The sequence below is a fragment of the Rhodococcus sp. G6(2025) genome, assembly GCF_058628105.1.
Genome location: NZ_CP179750.1, coordinates 229,988 through 243,709, shown reverse-complemented (window position 1 = coordinate 243,709; position 13,722 = coordinate 229,988). Strand labels below are relative to the sequence as shown.

Annotated in this window: 17 protein-coding genes; 9 read left to right on the top strand and 8 right to left on the bottom strand. The window is 67.0% G+C overall.

From position 1 onward, the window contains the following. Window positions 1-132: 132 nt before the first annotated feature. From ACLIVD_RS01255 to ACLIVD_RS01235, 5 genes are all read right to left on the bottom strand, one after another. Window positions 133-810, bottom strand: a complete 678-nt coding sequence (locus ACLIVD_RS01255; protein ID WP_005237792.1) for a FadR/GntR family transcriptional regulator — start codon at window positions 808-810, stop codon at window positions 133-135. 51 nt (window positions 811-861) lie between these two features. Continuing rightward, window positions 862-1,932, bottom strand: a complete 1,071-nt coding sequence (locus tag ACLIVD_RS01250; RefSeq protein ID WP_283336476.1) for a quercetin 2,3-dioxygenase — start codon at window positions 1,930-1,932, stop codon at window positions 862-864. After that, window positions 1,929-2,873 carry an alpha/beta hydrolase fold domain-containing protein gene (locus tag ACLIVD_RS01245; RefSeq protein ID WP_491931807.1) on the bottom strand — a complete coding sequence of 315 codons (945 nt, stop codon included), beginning with the start codon at window positions 2,871-2,873 and terminating at the stop codon, window positions 1,929-1,931. Before ACLIVD_RS01245 ends, ACLIVD_RS01250 begins: the two co-directional genes overlap by 4 nt. A 145-nt stretch (window positions 2,874-3,018) precedes the next feature. Then, window positions 3,019-3,807, bottom strand: a complete 789-nt coding sequence (locus ACLIVD_RS01240; protein ID WP_317571558.1) for a pirin family protein — start codon at window positions 3,805-3,807, stop codon at window positions 3,019-3,021. 52 nt (window positions 3,808-3,859) lie between these two features. Continuing rightward, a complete protein-coding gene (locus ACLIVD_RS01235) occupies window positions 3,860-4,369 on the bottom strand; it encodes a VOC family protein (protein ID WP_317571559.1) in 510 nt (169 codons plus the stop codon). A gap of 100 nt (window positions 4,370-4,469) precedes the next feature. Between ACLIVD_RS01235 and ACLIVD_RS01230 the strand changes: the two genes are divergently transcribed. From ACLIVD_RS01230 to ACLIVD_RS01215, 4 genes are all read left to right on the top strand, one after another. Continuing rightward, window positions 4,470-4,931 (top strand): MarR family winged helix-turn-helix transcriptional regulator, encoded by a 462-nt coding sequence (locus tag ACLIVD_RS01230; protein ID WP_009476979.1) that lies wholly within the window; start codon window positions 4,470-4,472, stop codon window positions 4,929-4,931. A gap of 17 nt (window positions 4,932-4,948) precedes the next feature. Further along, the gene (locus ACLIVD_RS01225; RefSeq protein ID WP_477951393.1) at window positions 4,949-5,425 is read left to right on the top strand and encodes a carboxymuconolactone decarboxylase family protein; all 477 of its coding nucleotides are present in this window, start codon (window positions 4,949-4,951) and stop codon (window positions 5,423-5,425) included. Between the two features lie 123 nt (window positions 5,426-5,548). Continuing rightward, the gene (locus ACLIVD_RS01220) at window positions 5,549-6,103 is read left to right on the top strand and encodes a YceI family protein (protein ID WP_283330859.1); all 555 of its coding nucleotides are present in this window, start codon (window positions 5,549-5,551) and stop codon (window positions 6,101-6,103) included. Between the two features lie 165 nt (window positions 6,104-6,268). After that, on the top strand, window positions 6,269-6,508 hold the full coding sequence (locus ACLIVD_RS01215; protein WP_005237803.1) for a DUF6400 family protein: 240 nt from the start codon (window positions 6,269-6,271) through the stop codon (window positions 6,506-6,508). A gap of 242 nt (window positions 6,509-6,750) precedes the next feature. Here ACLIVD_RS01215 and ACLIVD_RS01210 read toward each other — a convergent pair whose 3' ends face one another. After that, entirely contained in the window at window positions 6,751-7,533 is a 783-nt protein-coding gene (locus ACLIVD_RS01210) for an IclR family transcriptional regulator (protein ID WP_009476976.1), read from the bottom strand. A gap of 197 nt (window positions 7,534-7,730) precedes the next feature. On the opposite strand from ACLIVD_RS01210, the gene ACLIVD_RS01205 reads away from it, so the two are divergent. The 3 genes from ACLIVD_RS01205 to ACLIVD_RS01195 are packed head-to-tail and all read left to right on the top strand — an operon-like array spanning window position 7,731 to window position 10,389. Next, window positions 7,731-8,498 carry a CoA transferase subunit A gene (locus ACLIVD_RS01205; RefSeq protein ID WP_016884572.1) on the top strand — a complete coding sequence of 256 codons (768 nt, stop codon included), beginning with the start codon at window positions 7,731-7,733 and terminating at the stop codon, window positions 8,496-8,498. Continuing rightward, the gene (locus ACLIVD_RS01200) at window positions 8,495-9,157 is read left to right on the top strand and encodes a 3-oxoacid CoA-transferase subunit B (protein WP_005260718.1); all 663 of its coding nucleotides are present in this window, start codon (window positions 8,495-8,497) and stop codon (window positions 9,155-9,157) included. The genes ACLIVD_RS01205 and ACLIVD_RS01200 overlap by 4 nt, the downstream gene beginning before the upstream one ends. 32 nt (window positions 9,158-9,189) lie before the next feature. Then, entirely contained in the window at window positions 9,190-10,389 is a 1,200-nt protein-coding gene (locus ACLIVD_RS01195; protein WP_105414646.1) for an acetyl-CoA C-acetyltransferase, read from the top strand. A gap of 36 nt (window positions 10,390-10,425) precedes the next feature. On the opposite strand, the gene ACLIVD_RS01190 is transcribed toward ACLIVD_RS01195, so the two are convergent. Further along, the gene (locus ACLIVD_RS01190) at window positions 10,426-11,088 is read right to left on the bottom strand and encodes an enoyl-CoA hydratase/isomerase family protein (RefSeq protein ID WP_283353006.1); all 663 of its coding nucleotides are present in this window, start codon (window positions 11,086-11,088) and stop codon (window positions 10,426-10,428) included. Next, entirely contained in the window at window positions 11,085-11,723 is a 639-nt protein-coding gene (locus tag ACLIVD_RS01185) for a TetR family transcriptional regulator (RefSeq protein WP_491931806.1), read from the bottom strand. The genes ACLIVD_RS01190 and ACLIVD_RS01185 overlap by 4 nt, the downstream gene beginning before the upstream one ends. 153 nt (window positions 11,724-11,876) lie before the next feature. On the opposite strand from ACLIVD_RS01185, the gene ACLIVD_RS01180 reads away from it, so the two are divergent. Together ACLIVD_RS01180 and ACLIVD_RS01175 are read left to right on the top strand one after the other, a co-directional pair. Then, entirely contained in the window at window positions 11,877-13,319 is a 1,443-nt protein-coding gene (locus tag ACLIVD_RS01180) for a sugar porter family MFS transporter (protein ID WP_280782732.1), read from the top strand. Window positions 13,320-13,355: 36 nt separating this feature from the next. Then, window positions 13,356-13,715 carry a universal stress protein gene (locus tag ACLIVD_RS01175; RefSeq protein WP_009476970.1) on the top strand — a complete coding sequence of 120 codons (360 nt, stop codon included), beginning with the start codon at window positions 13,356-13,358 and terminating at the stop codon, window positions 13,713-13,715. Window positions 13,716-13,722: the final 7 nt, after the last annotated feature.

Below are 13,722 nucleotides of genomic sequence, written 5' to 3'. Positions count from 1 at the left end.
AACACTCCTGGTCAGTGGGGGGAGGATCAACTCCTCCAATAAACGGTTATAACCGTTATGTGTGATGGTAGCCACAGACCACTACCCACTGTCAAGCACGGGAACCGAGAAAGGGCTGCGAGAAGCGATTGCTCAGTGAGCGTGCGCCTGAGCGGCCGCGCGGGCTCGGGCCGGGTCGCCGGACTCGATGGCATCGACCAGCGCGCGGTGCACGTCGATCCGTCGCGCGAAGTACTCGCTGTTGGTGGCGCTTCGTTCACGGCTCGCGCGCGTCGCGTGCTGCTCCACGTAGGTTTCGAGGCTCAGATAGGTTTCGCGCAACACCTGGTTGGGGCCGATCGCCACGATCCGGCGATGCAGATCCCACACGGCACGGATGAACGCCTCGGGGTCGCCGGCCGAATCCTCGAGAACGGTCATCACCTGCCGCAGGTCGGCGACGTCGGCATCGGTCCGGTGACGGGCGGCCAGTTCCGTCACGAGGGGTTCCAGTTCTTCCCGGACGGCGATGGCGTCGGCGACTCCCGCCGCGTCGCCCTCGACGGTCAGCAGGGTACGGCCGAGCCGGACCACCGAGGACGGTTCGGCGACGAACAGGCCACCGCCGGGTCCGGGCCGGACGGTGATGACTCCCCGATCCTGCAGGAGCCGGACGGCCTCGATGACCGTTCCGCGGGCCATCCCCGACTCCGCCTGGAGTTCCTTGCGGGTACCCACCCGATCACCGGGCGCGAGTTCACCCGCGGCGATCCGGTCCTGGATGTGGGCGACCAGGGACTCTGCCCGGGTGACGGTGCTCTGGATCGCCATGGCACGAGTGTAGAGCTCGGCCGCTCCGGACGTGTGCGCGCCGGACGGGTCTCAGCGACCGTCGCCTCGTGCCGGCGGCGGGCCGACGACCTCGAGGTCCAGCTCGGCACGCGCCCGCGCGAACCCTTCGGCTGGGAACTGCATGTCGCCGCCCTCGGTGTGGACGTGCGCGTCCGTCGGGACGTTCATGTACTCGAAGAACTTCTCGAACACGCCAGTGGTCAGCAGGCCGAGCATCTGCGTGTTGTGGCTGTCGAACGCGAAACTGTGGATCGTTCCGGCAGGCGCATGGAGGAAATCACCCTTGGTCAGCATGATCTCCCGGCCGTTGGCGTGCAGGAGAATTCGACCCTCGATGCAGAAGAAGTTCTCGGTGTGCTCACGGTGGAAGTGACGGGGAATGTACGCACTCTTGCCGCCCATGGTGTGCATCGCGAAATACGTTCCGCCGGTGTTCCGCGGTCGTGCGAGGTAGGTGTTCAGTTGGTCGAGACTCGCCCAGCGGTCGCCTTCGCCCGCCTGCAGCACGTAGGGGGACTCCGCGGCGGGCAACGACGTGCCGGTCACCGCAGGCAGGTCCGTCTTCTCGAGATCGTGGACCCGGACACCGAACCGGTCCGCGAGTTCGGATTGCCGCGCGTCCGACATCGGCGCCGCCTCGGCGTCGAAGACGTGCGATGAGGTGGCCTGACCGGTGGCTTGCGACCACCGGTGCCCGTCGCCGACGGTGAGCCAGCTCAGGAACCGCGTCCGGTGCGCGAGCATGCGGTAGGCGTACGGCGTCCCGGCCGGGACGGTGACCGAGTCACCGGGCACGAGCAGGTGCGATTCGCCCGGCAACCAGATCTGCAGCCTCCCGTCGGTGACGTACAGGAAGCGGTGCTCGCGATCGTGGGCGAGGAACGGCGTCTCGGTTCCCTTGCTGCCGTATACATATGCGGCACCGAATTGCCCGCCGGTGTCCTCCGGCCGGGCGATGACGGTGATCAGTTGCCCGCCGAGTTCGTGGCGCTCGCCTTCCCCGGCGGCCATGGCGTAGGGCACGCAGCGGCCGGGGAGGGTGTCGAGTTGCGGAGCGGCAGCGTGGACCTCGTCGAGGACGGGAATGTCGAAAGTAGTCATGGGGTGGGTGTTCCTGGTTTCAGTGTGTGCGAGAAGAAGGCCTCGACCGCAGCGAACGAGGCGGACGGGTACCTCTCGGTCAGTGCGCGACCGAAGTCGGTCACCGCGCGAGTCGAGGCGGGCGCCTGCGGATCTCGTTCGAGATGGCCTTGGTCGAGGGTCTGGTCGGGGCCGAGTTCGAGGACGTGGCCCGGGTTGAAGAACCCGTGCCCGAATCCCTCGATCAGATAGAGAATGGCCTCGTTGCCGTGCGCGACGAGCGCGTCGTACAACGCGACGCTCTGCGTGAACGGCACCAGGTTGTCGCCGAGACCGTGCATGACCAGAAACGGCGGTGCTCCGTGCGCCACCTGCAGTGCGGGGCTCGCGGATCTCGCGGCGTCCAGTCGGTCGCGGATCGCGCCGCCGAGCAACGATGCCTCCGGGGAATCGTCCTCCCCCGGCGCCTGTTCCGCGGAGAGGTCGACGAGGCCGGGCAGGTCGGCGGGCCCGTAACCGTCGACGACGGCCTGCACCGAGCTGTCGACGGTCGCGGGTTCTTCCCCCGGCAATCGTGTTGTGCCCGAATGCACTCCGGTGAGCGCGGCGAGGTGCCCACCAGCGGACGAGCCCCACACACCGATCCGGTCGGGGTCTATGCCGTGGTCCGCGGCGTTGGCGCGCAGCCAGCGCACCGCCCGCCTGACATCGAAGAGCTGGCCGGGGTGGCAAGTCCCGGGCGCGAGCCGGTAGTCGATGCTGGCCATGACATAGCCGTGCCGTGCGAAGTGTTGCACCAGATCTGGGCATGCAGTGCGGTCTTGAAGCCGCCAACCACCTCCGTGCACCCACACGATCGCAGGCAAGGGGTGCTCTGCTTCGGCGGGACGGACGAGATCGAGTAGCAGATCGGGCGCGTACTCGACGGTGGATCGGCGGACGACGGTCGAAGCCGTGTCCAAGGGACTGAACTCCTTCGGATGCAGGACCCGGGCCTGGGTCGCCGCTTGCGCGGTTGTAAGGCCCTTCCTTAGGTCACTGTCTGTCGGGCACAGTAGCAGCTTCGGCAACCCGAACGGAAGACCCGCACCTGCCCCGCGGCTCGCGTCATGCAGCGATCGTCGCGTGCATCTCCCACACGATGATCTCGGCACCGGTGTCGGTGGTCACCTGTTGGCCGCCGCCACCGCTGAGCCGGACGGCGTCACCCTCGCCGAGGATGCCGACGCCTTCCATCGACGCTTCGCCGCGCGCGACGAACACGTGGAGGAACGGGGCGTCGGGCAGGGTGATCGGCGCTTGCCCGGGCTGCAGACGTGCGACGTGCATTGCAGCGTACTTGTTCTTGATCCGGATCGCCGAGTGGTCCGCGTAGTGCGGCATGCCCGACGCGACGGGCACCAGTCCCCCGGCGAGCAACTCGTGGTCGATCTCGAGTTGCTCGTAACCGGGTGTGATGCCGGCTTCGTCGGGCACGACCCACATCTGGATGAAGTGGACCGGATCGGTGTGCTCGTCGGCGTGCTCACCGGTGACGCCGTCCAGTCGCCACGAGTCGTTCTTCTCCGAGTGCAGGATTCCGGTCCCGGCGCTCATGCGCTGGGCCAGTCCGGGGTAGATGACGCCGGAGTGTCCCATCGAATCCTGGTGCACCAGTGAACCCTGGAGCACCCAGGTGACGATCTCCATGTCCTGGTGAGGGTGGGTGTCGAAGCCCTGACCCGGGATGACGATGTCGTCGTTGTTGACCATGAGCACCCCGTGATGGGTGTTGGCCGGGTCGTAGTGGTTGCTGAACGAGAACGAATGCTTGGAATCCAGCCAGCCGGCGTCGGTCTTGAACCGGTCGTCGGCTCGGCGGACGTCGATGCGGGGTGGGGTGATTGCGGCAGTCATGAGCGAATCCTCTCCAGGTTTCTCAGAGCCAGGCTTCTCAGAGTCGGGGTTCTCACAGAACGTGTGAGCCGTACATTTCGCCGAGCGGGTCGGCGATGAGTTCGAGGCGGGCACCGTCGGGGTCGCGGAAGTACATCGACACCTCGCTGTGTTCGACCAATTCGACGCCGGCGTCGATCAGTTTCGTGCGCAGGTGGTTCCAGCGGCCGGGTTCGACGCTGATCGCGATGTGGTGGAGTCCGCCGAGCACTTCCCGGTACGGGCCGACGTCGAGGCCCGGGAAGTCGAAGAATGCCAGCAGGTTGCCGTTGCCGATGTCGAAGAAGAAGTGCGACGACCCGGCGTAGTCCCGATTCTCGATCAGTTCGGTGAGCGGAAACTCGAGCAGGTCTTGATAGAACCGGACGGTGCGCTCGACGTCACTGCTGATCAGCGCAGTGTGATGGAGTCCGCGGGCCGAGGACGCGGGCCTCGACGCCACCGGCTTCAGATGCTCGACGCGGATCCGGTCGCGTTGCTCCGCGAACCTCTGCGAACGCTCCTGCTCGTCTGTGGTGCTCATTGCCCTGCCCCTCTCCGCGGAGCGCAGTGATTGCGCTTTCAACTAAATTCAGACTACAGCAAGTCGTTGCGCTGTCAACTACTTGAGCTATGCTGGTGTCGTGGAACCGACCCGATGGCTCAGCGCCGACGAACAGAACACCTGGCGCGCCTACCTGGACGCCACACGCCTACTCCTGCAGGCGCTCGATCGGCAGCTCACCCGCGACGCCGGCATCTCGTTCACGGACTTCGAACTGCTCGTCGTGCTGTCGGAGGCGCCGCAGCGGCAACTGCGGATGCGCGAACTCGCCGACGCGGTGACCACGACCCGCAGCGGCGTGACCAGGGCCATCAGCAGGCTGGTCGACACCGGCTGGGTGCGCCGCGTCGAATGCGAAGACGACAAGCGGGGAACATTGGCCGAGCTGACCGACGCCGGAGCCGAGAAGCTCGCCGCCGCCAGCCCCGGACATGTCGCGGAGGTGCGCCGCAACATGTTCGACCTGCTCAGCCCCCGCGACGTCGGCATCCTCGGTCACGACTTCAGCGAAATGCGCACCCACCTGCTGGAAAACCCCTGAGCCCGGAAAGGTCGACCATGAGCAGCACGGCACCCGTGAACGAGTACGTCCACATCGACAAGCAGAGTCCGGCCGTCTATCAGGCGCAGATCGGCGTCGCCAAGGCCGTCCGTCATGCGACCACCGAGGTCGGGATGGACCGGCGATTCGTCGAGCTGATCAACGTGCGCGTCTCCCAGATCAACCGCTGCGCGTACTGCCTGGACGTTCACGTCGCCGCGGCGCTCGCGGCCGGCGAGACCCAGCAGCGCCTCGCGGTTCTGCCCGCCTGGCGGGAGACGGCACTGTTCTCCGATCGGGAGGTTGCGGCGCTGACCTTGGCCGAATCGATCACGACCCTCCCGGACGCGCATACCCAGGAGGCCGACTACGCGTTCGCGCGCCAGTTCCTCTCCGAGCCGGAGATCGCCACGGTGAGCTGGATCGCCGTCACCATGAACGCCTTCAACCGGATCTCCATCGTCAGCCGCCATCCGGTCCGGCCGAAGCAGTAATACCGCCGTTCACCAGCCTTTCGCAGAATTTAGTTGACTTCGCAACGACATCGGCCTAACGTAGTAGTTGCAGATTCAATTACCTCGATTTCGAGTGACCATTCCACAACTCAAGGAGTTTTCATGACCACCGCCACCGCCACCCTGCCCAACCTCACCGCCGGAACCTGGGCCATCGACACCGTCCACTCCACCGTCGGCTTCTCCGTCCGCCACCTCATGGTCAGCAAGGTCCGCGGCACCTTCAACGACTTCACCGGCGCGATCACCGTCGCCGAGGACGGCACCGCCGCCGTCACCGCCGAAATCCAGGTCGCGTCCATCGACACCAAGAACACCGACCGCGACGCCCACATCAAGTCCGCCGACTTCTTCGACGCCGAGCAGTACCCCACCGCCACCTTCACCTCCACCGCCGTCCGCCCCAAGGGCGACGACTACGTGGTCGAGGGCGAATTCACCCTCCACGGCGTCACCCGCCCCGTCGAGCTCGCCCTCGAGTTCAACGGCGTCAACCCCGGCATGGGCAACGGCCCGGTCGCCGGCTTCGAAGCCACCACCGTCCTCAACCGCAAGGACTTCGGCATCACCATCGACATGCCCCTCGAAGGCGGCGGAGCCGTCGTCGGCGACAAGATCACCATCACCCTCGAGATCGAGGCCGGCCTGCAGGCCTGACCCCACTCGCACCAGCGCCCCGTCATCCACCCGGATGGCGGGGCGTTTCGTCGTTAATACGACGCAACACTTTCGATCGACGTGATCCAGGTCATTGTGATCTTGGGCGGGCTCGAGTGACCCTGGCCCCTTCGATAACGGCGACTGCGAAACGAAGGTGACCACATGGGTAGCGACTCCGAACTCTCGTTCGCGCTCGACCTCACGCTGGACGAGGCGCGGCGGCGCACCGCTGTTCTCGAGGCGATCGGCGAGGACTGGGACCCCGTCGCCGTGCTCGCGGAGGAAGAGCGGGCGTACGACATGCTGTACTCCGGCCTCGACCCCGAGCAGCAGCGCATCTACGACGAGCTGGTCCAGGCGGGTGTGCTCCCGGATCGGACGGTGGGCCGTGTTACCGATTGATCCGACCGCGGACTTCTCCCGTCGCGCCTGGTTGCCCTGCCCTGGCTGCGATCACGGCTCGGACTGCCACGACTGCGGGTCCGGCCGCAATTGCGACCGGCATTGGCAGTACCTGCTGAGCAATCAGGGAACCCACGTCCATCTGCAGTGCCCCGACTGCACCCACCTGTGGAGTATCGACACTCGCCACGGGCGACCGCAGCGGCGGCGGAAGGCGGCGTAGGCGCCGGCCCACCGCTCGGTCATCCCCGACTCCGCGGCCTGTCGGCGAGCAGTTGGGTGAGCCGGTGCGCCTGGCGGAGGAGGAGTTCGCCCAGTTCGCGGCGGCGCTCCTCGCGGAACCGGCTCTCCACCCCCGTGATGCTCAGCGCCCAGGCCGGTGATCCCTGGGCGTCGAAGACGGCGGCGCCCATCCCCCAGCTGCCCTCCACCAGCAGTCCGGGATTGACGGCGTACCCGTTCAGGCGTGTCTCCGCGATGCGCTCGGCGATCTCGTCCCGCCTGTGCTGTGTTCCCCACTCGCCGGTGACGTCGGCGCGCGACAGGTAGTCGTCGATGTCGCGGTCCGGCAGGTGGGACAGGATGACCAGACCCGCCGACGCCACCCCGAGCGGTAGGCGGATGCCGACGTACAGCACGTGGGAGCGCAGCGGGAAGCTGCCCTCCTCGCTCGCGATGCAGACCGTTTCGTCGCCGCGGCGGGCGGACAGGAAGACACTCTCGCCGGTCTCGCGGGCCAGATCGCGCAGGACGTCGCGGGATCGGTCCGTGATGTCGTACCGGCTGGCCGCGAGCGAGCCGAGCAGGTACAGCTCGGGTCCCAGCGACCATTTCCCCGACTTCTGGTCGCGGTCCACCAGCCCCTCCTCGGCCAGCGAAACGAGGAGACGGTGCACGGTGGGGCGGGCGAGACCCGTCTCCCGTGCCAGGGCGGACGTCGAGGATCCCGACGATTCGAGGGCGGCGATGGCCCGGAAGAGGGCGCCCACCCGCCGAATGACCTGCGGCCGCTGCGCGTCGTCCATGACCGCAGTATACGTTCACTCAGTGAACGCTCTTCGGCACTGCGTTCAAACCGCGAGCACTCTCTCCGAAATCCTTGAAATGCATGAAGCGACCCCTTTTAGTGGAGCAAAGCTCGTCGCACGTAGACGTTCACCAGGTGGACGATGTGATGCGGAAGACGGTATCGCCGGTACGGCGGCCAGGAGAAAGGATGCACATGGGATCGAGAGTGTTCGACACCCCGGAAGAAGCAGTCGCGGACGTGTCCGACGGCGCGTCGATCGCCGTGGGCGGGTTCGGCCTGTGCGGAATCCCCGACTCGCTGATCCGCGCGCTCGCCGACTCCGGTGTCGGGAATCTCGAGGTCTTCTCCAACAACTGCGGTGTGGACGACCACGGACTCGGAATTCTGCTGGGCGCCCGCCAGATTCGGCGTGTCACCGCGTCGTACGTCGGCGAGAACAAGGAATTCGCGCGTCAGTACCTTTCCGGTGAGCTCGAGGTGGAGCTGACCCCGCAGGGCACGCTGGCCGAACGCCTTCGGGCGGGCGGAGCGGGCATCCCCGCGTTCTTCACCCCCGCCGGTGTGGGCAGCCCGGTCGCCGACGGCGGACTGCCGTGGCGGTACGCCGCCGACGGTTCCGTCGCCCTCGCGTCGCCCCCGAAGGAGACCCGCGTGTTCGGCGACAAGCGCTACGTTCTCGAACTCGGCATCACCGCCGACTTCGCCCTGGTCCACGCACTGCGGGGCGACACCGCCGGCAACCTGGTATTCGACAAGTCGGCCCTGAACTTCAACCCCCTCGCGGCGATGGCCGGGAAGGTGACCATCGCGCAGGTCGAGGAACTCGTGCCCGCAGGCACCATCGATCCCGCCCAGGTGCATCTGCCCGGAGTCTTCGTTCAACGCATCGTCGAGACCGGCCCCCAGAACAAGCGGATCGAGAAGCGGACAGTCAGCAGCACGGAAGGAGCCACTCGATGACCGGCACCAACGGATGGACACGTGAGCAGATGGCCGCTCGCGCGGCCGCGGAGATGGTCGACGGCGAATACGTCAACCTCGGCATCGGACTGCCGACGCTCATTCCCGGATACCTCGGCACCGACGTCACCGTGACCCTGCATTCGGAGAACGGGATCCTCGGCACCGGCCCCTACCCCACCGACGAGAACGTCGACCCCGACCTGATCAACGCCGGCAAGGAAACGGTCACCGTCAATGCCGGTGCCGCATTCTTCGACTCCGCGCTGTCGTTCGGCATGATCCGCGGCGGCCACATCGACACCGCCGTCCTCGGCGGCATGCAGGTCTCCCGCACCGGCGACCTCGCCAACTGGATGGTCCCCGGAAAGATGGTCAAGGGCATGGGTGGCGCGATGGACCTCGTGCACGGCGCGAGCCGCGTCATCGTCCTCATGGAACACACCGACCGGGACGGCAACCCCAAGATCATCGACGCCTGCACCCTGCCGCTGACCGGCCAGGGCGTCGTCAACCGCATCATCACCAACCTCGCCGTCATCGACGTGGTCGGCGACGGCACCCTCGCTCTCCGTGAGGTCGCTCCCGGCGTCACCGTCGACGAGGTCGTCGCCGCCACCGGAACCCCCCTCGAGATCCGCGAATCCGCACTCGTCTGAGCAATATTCGTCACGACACCAAGGACAATCCCATGACTTCTTCCGCCAGGTCCGTCATCGTCGCCGGAGCCCGGACCCCCGTCGGCCGGCTGACGGGTTCGCTCGCGTCACTCTCCGGATCCGATCTCGGTGGCATCGCCATCAAGGGCGCCCTCGACAAGGCCGGGGTGGCACCGGAACTGGTGGAGTACGTGATCATGGGGCAGGTCCTCACTGCCGGTGCCGGTCAGATCCCGGCCCGGCAGGCCGCGGTCAACGCGGGCATCCCGATGTCGGTGCCCGCCTTGACCGTCAACAAGGTGTGCCTGTCGGGTCTCGACGCCATCGCGCTCGCCGACCAGCTGATCCGCGCCGGCGAATTCGATGTCGTCGTCGCCGGTGGGCAGGAGTCGATGTCCCAGGCGCCGCACCTTCTCCCGAACTCGCGGAGCGGTTTCAAGTACGGCGACACCACCCTCGTCGACCACCTCGCCTATGACGGCCTGTACGACATCTTCACCGAGCAGGCGATGGGTGCGCTCACCGAGGACCGGAACGCGAACACCGACAAGATCGGTCGCGAAGAGCAGGACGCCTTCGCCGCCGCCTCACATCAGCGCGCCGCGGCCGCGTGGAAGAACGGACTCTTCGACGACGAGGTCGTACCCGTCACCATCCCGCAGCGCCGGGGCGAGCCGCTCGTCGTCACCGAGGACGAGGGCGTCCGCGCCGACACCACCGCCGAGTCGCTGTCGAAGCTGCGGCCCGCCTTCAGCAAGAACGGCACCGTCACCGCGGGTTCCGCGTCGCAGATCTCCGACGGCGCGGCCGCGGTCGTGGTGATGAGCAAGGCCAAGGCCGAGGAGCTGGGACTCGAATGGCTCGCCGAGATCGGCGCCCACGGCGTCGTCGCCGGGCCGGATTCGACGCTCCAGCAGCAGCCCGCCAATGCCATCGACAAGGCGTGCACCCGTGAGGGACTCGACCCCTCGGCGCTCGATCTCGTCGAGATCAACGAGGCCTTCGCCGCCGTCGGCATCGTGTCGACCCGGCAACTCGGAGTCGACCCGTCGAAGGTCAATGTGAACGGCGGCGCCATCGCCATCGGGCACCCGCTCGGCATGTCGGGGGCACGGGTCGTGCTGCACCTCGCGCTCGAGCTGAAGCGACGCGGTGGTGGAACCGGCGCCGCCGCTCTCTGCGGCGGCGGCGGGCAGGGCGACGCCCTGCTTCTCCACGTGCCCGGCGAGTGACCATCTCTCTGGCACAGTAGGTTTCGCGTCACCGGGTCATGATCGACCCGATGCGAGTGCGGCGACGGCCGGCGCGAACATGGTGGACTTGATGGCGCCGAGCGTGCCGGTGTCCTTCCCCGCGAGCGGCGCGATCAGGTCGACAGCGGCGCCGAGGACCGCCCCTTCGGGGGCGGTCCCGTCGACCAGCCCACTCGTCTGCGCGGCGGGGCCGCCGTAGCGGCGGCCGGTGGTCATGGCGGTGATCGCGGTCTGCGGTGTCAGCTTGGCCTGGATCAGCGCGGCCATCCCCGGGGTGAACGGAATGTGGATGTCGACCTCGGGGAAGCAGTAGTACCCGCGGTCGGACCGCATCACCCGGTAGTCGTGGGCGATTCCGAGCATGGCGCCGGCGCCGAACGCATGCCCGTTGACCGCGGCCACCGTCGGCAGCGGGAGCGTCAGAATCCGGCTGAACAGGGCCTGCACGCGCCCGACGTACCAGTCTGCGCGGTCACCGTTGGCCATCAGCCAGTCCAGGTCGAGGCCGTTGGAGTAGAACTTCCCGGTGGCCGTGGTGACCAGGGCCTGCGCGCCGTGGTCGTGGGCGTCGTCGAGGAGCCGGTCGACGGTGTCGAGCCACTCGGGGGAGAAACGATTCTCGTCGTCGCCGAGGTCGAGGACGGCGATCGTGTCCTGGTAGGTCAAGGTGGCGGTCATCGGGAACCTTTCGTGTTGCTGTCGTGACGTTTCCCCGGGGGCGGGGGGTCGAGAGTGAGGACGGCGCGGACCGCCGCCTCCAGGCGCAAGCGCATGGCGTCGTCCGGTTTTCGCCGGGCGTGCAGCAGGAGTCCGGTGGGGAGCCCGACGACGCACGCTTCGATCACTTCGACCGCGCGACCGTCCTTGCGCCCCCACAACGCCAGCGCCAATCGGACGAACAGTTCGACGAGGACGGAGTCGAGGCGCGACAATTCGGCGGCGACGTCCTCGGGGACCTCGGAGCCGAGCAGTTCGTCGCGGCGCACGGTGAGAAGGAGCCGCGACGACTGCGGGAACCGGTCGGCGAAGACGGCCGGGGTGTCGGCGGCCGCGACGACGGCGTCCACAGGATCGCGCCCCAGAGCCTCCTCGACCGATTCCTGTTGCAGGTCGAGAAATCGGTGCGCCGCCCGCAACCAGGCGCGCCCGACCAGCCCTCCCCGCGAGCCGAATGCGTGGTAGATGGCGCCGTTGGACATCTCCGTGGCCGCGGCGACCGCGCGCAGGGTCACCGCACTGGGTCCGCCATCGACGGCCAGCCGTTCGGCGGCATCGAGCGCGGCGTCGAGGTCGTGGACTCGTGGCCTGGGCATACGGCGAACAATAACAGATCGTGCGTTCTATTACTCGCGGGTAGGTAGCCACCGATCGGGCCGCGGGAACCGCCCGATGGTTGGCTTGCCGTTGTGCGCCGAGTCACAATGGGTTAGCTTTGTTCGGACATAAACACATTACGTGTTCTGTACATGGAATACGTCGAGGAGATGTTCATGGCCAGCGATCTCACCCGAACTACCGCCCCGTCCCTGCCTGCCGACGCCCCTGGGCGGCACTCGCACAGACTCGGCATCATCGCCGTCGTCGCCACCTTCGGCGGCCTGCTCTTCGGATACGACACCGGAGTCATCAACGGCGCACTCGCACCGCTGAAGGAAGACCTCCAGCTCACCTCGTTCACCGAGGGCCTGGTGGTGAGCATCCTGATCTTCGGTGCCGCGATCGGCGCTCTCATCGGCGGACGGATGTCCGACCGGTTCGGACGCCGGCACAACATCCTGGTGCTCGCGATCATCTTCATGATCGGGACGATCGGCTGCGTGCTGTCCCCGACGTGGGAGGTGCTCGCACTGTTCCGCTTCATCCTCGGCCTCGCCGTCGGCGGCGCATCCGCGACCGTGCCCGTCTACCTCTCCGAGATCTCCCCCACCGAACGACGCGGCAGCGTGGTCTCCCGCAACGAGGTCATGATCGTCGTCGGACAGTTCGCCGCATTCGTGATCAACGCCATCATCTTCAACATCTGGGGCGAGCACGAGAACGTCTGGCGCTTCATGCTTCTGGTCGCCGTCATTCCGGCCATCTTCCTGTTCGCCGGAATGCTGCGGATGCCGGAGAGCCCGCGCTGGCTGATGTCGCAGGACCGGCACGACGAAGCGCTCGCCGTGCTTCTCCAGGTTCGGTCCCCGGAGCGGGCACGTGCCGAGTTGGAGGAAGTTCGGGCGCTCGCCGAGGAAGAGAAGCTCTCACAGACCGGCGGGGCCGCCGACCTGTCGGTGAAGTGGATCCGCCGCCTCATCTTCATCGGCGTCGGCCTCGGAGTGTTCCAGCAGGCCACCGGCATCAACTCGGTGATGTACTACGGCACCCAGCTGCTCGGCGACGCCGGATTCTCCTCCAACGCCGCCATCGTCGCGAACACCCTCAACGGTCTGTTCAGCGTGCTCGGCGTCCTCACCGGCGTCGCCCTGATCAACCGGATCGACCGTCGGAAGATGCTCATCGGCGGCTTCACCCTCACCACCACGTTCCACGTGCTCGTCGGCCTGTCCGCGTTCCTGCTGCCCGACGGCACGCTCAAGGCATACCTGATCCTGACGTTCGTGGTGCTGTTCGTCTTCTCGATGCAGGCCACGATCGGCCCCCTGGTGTGGCTGATGCTGTCGGAGATCTTCCCGCTGAAGATCCGCAGCTTCGCCATCGGTGTCTGCATCTTCGCGCTGTGGATCGCCAACGCGGTTGTCGCGCTGCTCTTCCCGCCCGTCGTGGCCGCACTGGGAATCGGTGCCACGTTCTTCATCTTCGCCGGCCTCGGCGTGCTGGCTCTCGTCTTCATCAAAACCCAGGTCCCGGAGACCCGTGGCCGCTCGCTCGAGGAACTCGAAGATCAGTTCCGGCGCGACTACTCGTGACAGTCGCCGCACCGTGTCCCCTGAAAGGTTGATCCCATGACAGTGCTCGTAGCCGTGACCGACTCCTCCGAAGGATCGCACGCCCTCCTCGCCGGCAAGAAGGAAGCCGCGATGCTGGGTGCCGACCTCCTGGTGGTGAACCTCTCCCTCACCGAACCCGAAGAGGTGCACACTCTCGCCGACGACGGTGTGACCGTCCTCGACCGCATCGGACGCGGAGACCGCGATCCCGCGACCGCCGTGCTCGACCTGCTCGACGAACGACCCGACATCGAACGACTCGTGATCGGCGTCAAACGACGCAGCGCGGTCGGCAAGGCGCTGCTCGGCAGCGTGAGCCAGCGCCTCATCCTGCAATCCCCGATCCCCGTCCTCGCGGTCAAAACCCCTCAGTAGGAGCCGA

What these genes read in the sequence shown, in the direction of transcription:
- ACLIVD_RS01250 (WP_283336476.1), bottom strand. Translation starts at nt 1,932, where the DNA reads ATGACTACTTTCGACATTCCCGTCCTCGACGAGGTCCACGCTGCCGCT.
- ACLIVD_RS01180 (WP_280782732.1), top strand. Translation starts at nt 11,877, where the DNA reads ATGGAATACGTCGAGGAGATGTTCATGGCCAGCGATCTCACCCGAACT.
- ACLIVD_RS01255 (WP_005237792.1), bottom strand. Translation starts at nt 810, where the DNA reads ATGGCGATCCAGAGCACCGTCACCCGGGCAGAGTCCCTGGTCGCCCAC.
- ACLIVD_RS01200 (WP_005260718.1), top strand. Translation starts at nt 8,495, where the DNA reads ATGACCGGCACCAACGGATGGACACGTGAGCAGATGGCCGCTCGCGCG.
- ACLIVD_RS01225 (WP_477951393.1), top strand. Translation starts at nt 4,949, where the DNA reads ATGAGCAGCACGGCACCCGTGAACGAGTACGTCCACATCGACAAGCAG.
- ACLIVD_RS01220 (WP_283330859.1), top strand. Translation starts at nt 5,549, where the DNA reads ATGACCACCGCCACCGCCACCCTGCCCAACCTCACCGCCGGAACCTGG.
- ACLIVD_RS01195 (WP_105414646.1), top strand. Translation starts at nt 9,190, where the DNA reads ATGACTTCTTCCGCCAGGTCCGTCATCGTCGCCGGAGCCCGGACCCCC.
- ACLIVD_RS01185 (WP_491931806.1), bottom strand. Translation starts at nt 11,723, where the DNA reads ATGCCCAGGCCACGAGTCCACGACCTCGACGCCGCGCTCGATGCCGCC.
- ACLIVD_RS01190 (WP_283353006.1), bottom strand. Translation starts at nt 11,088, where the DNA reads ATGACCGCCACCTTGACCTACCAGGACACGATCGCCGTCCTCGACCTC.
- ACLIVD_RS01175 (WP_009476970.1), top strand. Translation starts at nt 13,356, where the DNA reads ATGACAGTGCTCGTAGCCGTGACCGACTCCTCCGAAGGATCGCACGCC.
- ACLIVD_RS01205 (WP_016884572.1), top strand. Translation starts at nt 7,731, where the DNA reads ATGGGATCGAGAGTGTTCGACACCCCGGAAGAAGCAGTCGCGGACGTG.
- ACLIVD_RS01235 (WP_317571559.1), bottom strand. Translation starts at nt 4,369, where the DNA reads ATGAGCACCACAGACGAGCAGGAGCGTTCGCAGAGGTTCGCGGAGCAA.
- ACLIVD_RS01215 (WP_005237803.1), top strand. Translation starts at nt 6,269, where the DNA reads ATGGGTAGCGACTCCGAACTCTCGTTCGCGCTCGACCTCACGCTGGAC.
- ACLIVD_RS01240 (WP_317571558.1), bottom strand. Translation starts at nt 3,807, where the DNA reads ATGACTGCCGCAATCACCCCACCCCGCATCGACGTCCGCCGAGCCGAC.
- ACLIVD_RS01210 (WP_009476976.1), bottom strand. Translation starts at nt 7,533, where the DNA reads ATGGACGACGCGCAGCGGCCGCAGGTCATTCGGCGGGTGGGCGCCCTC.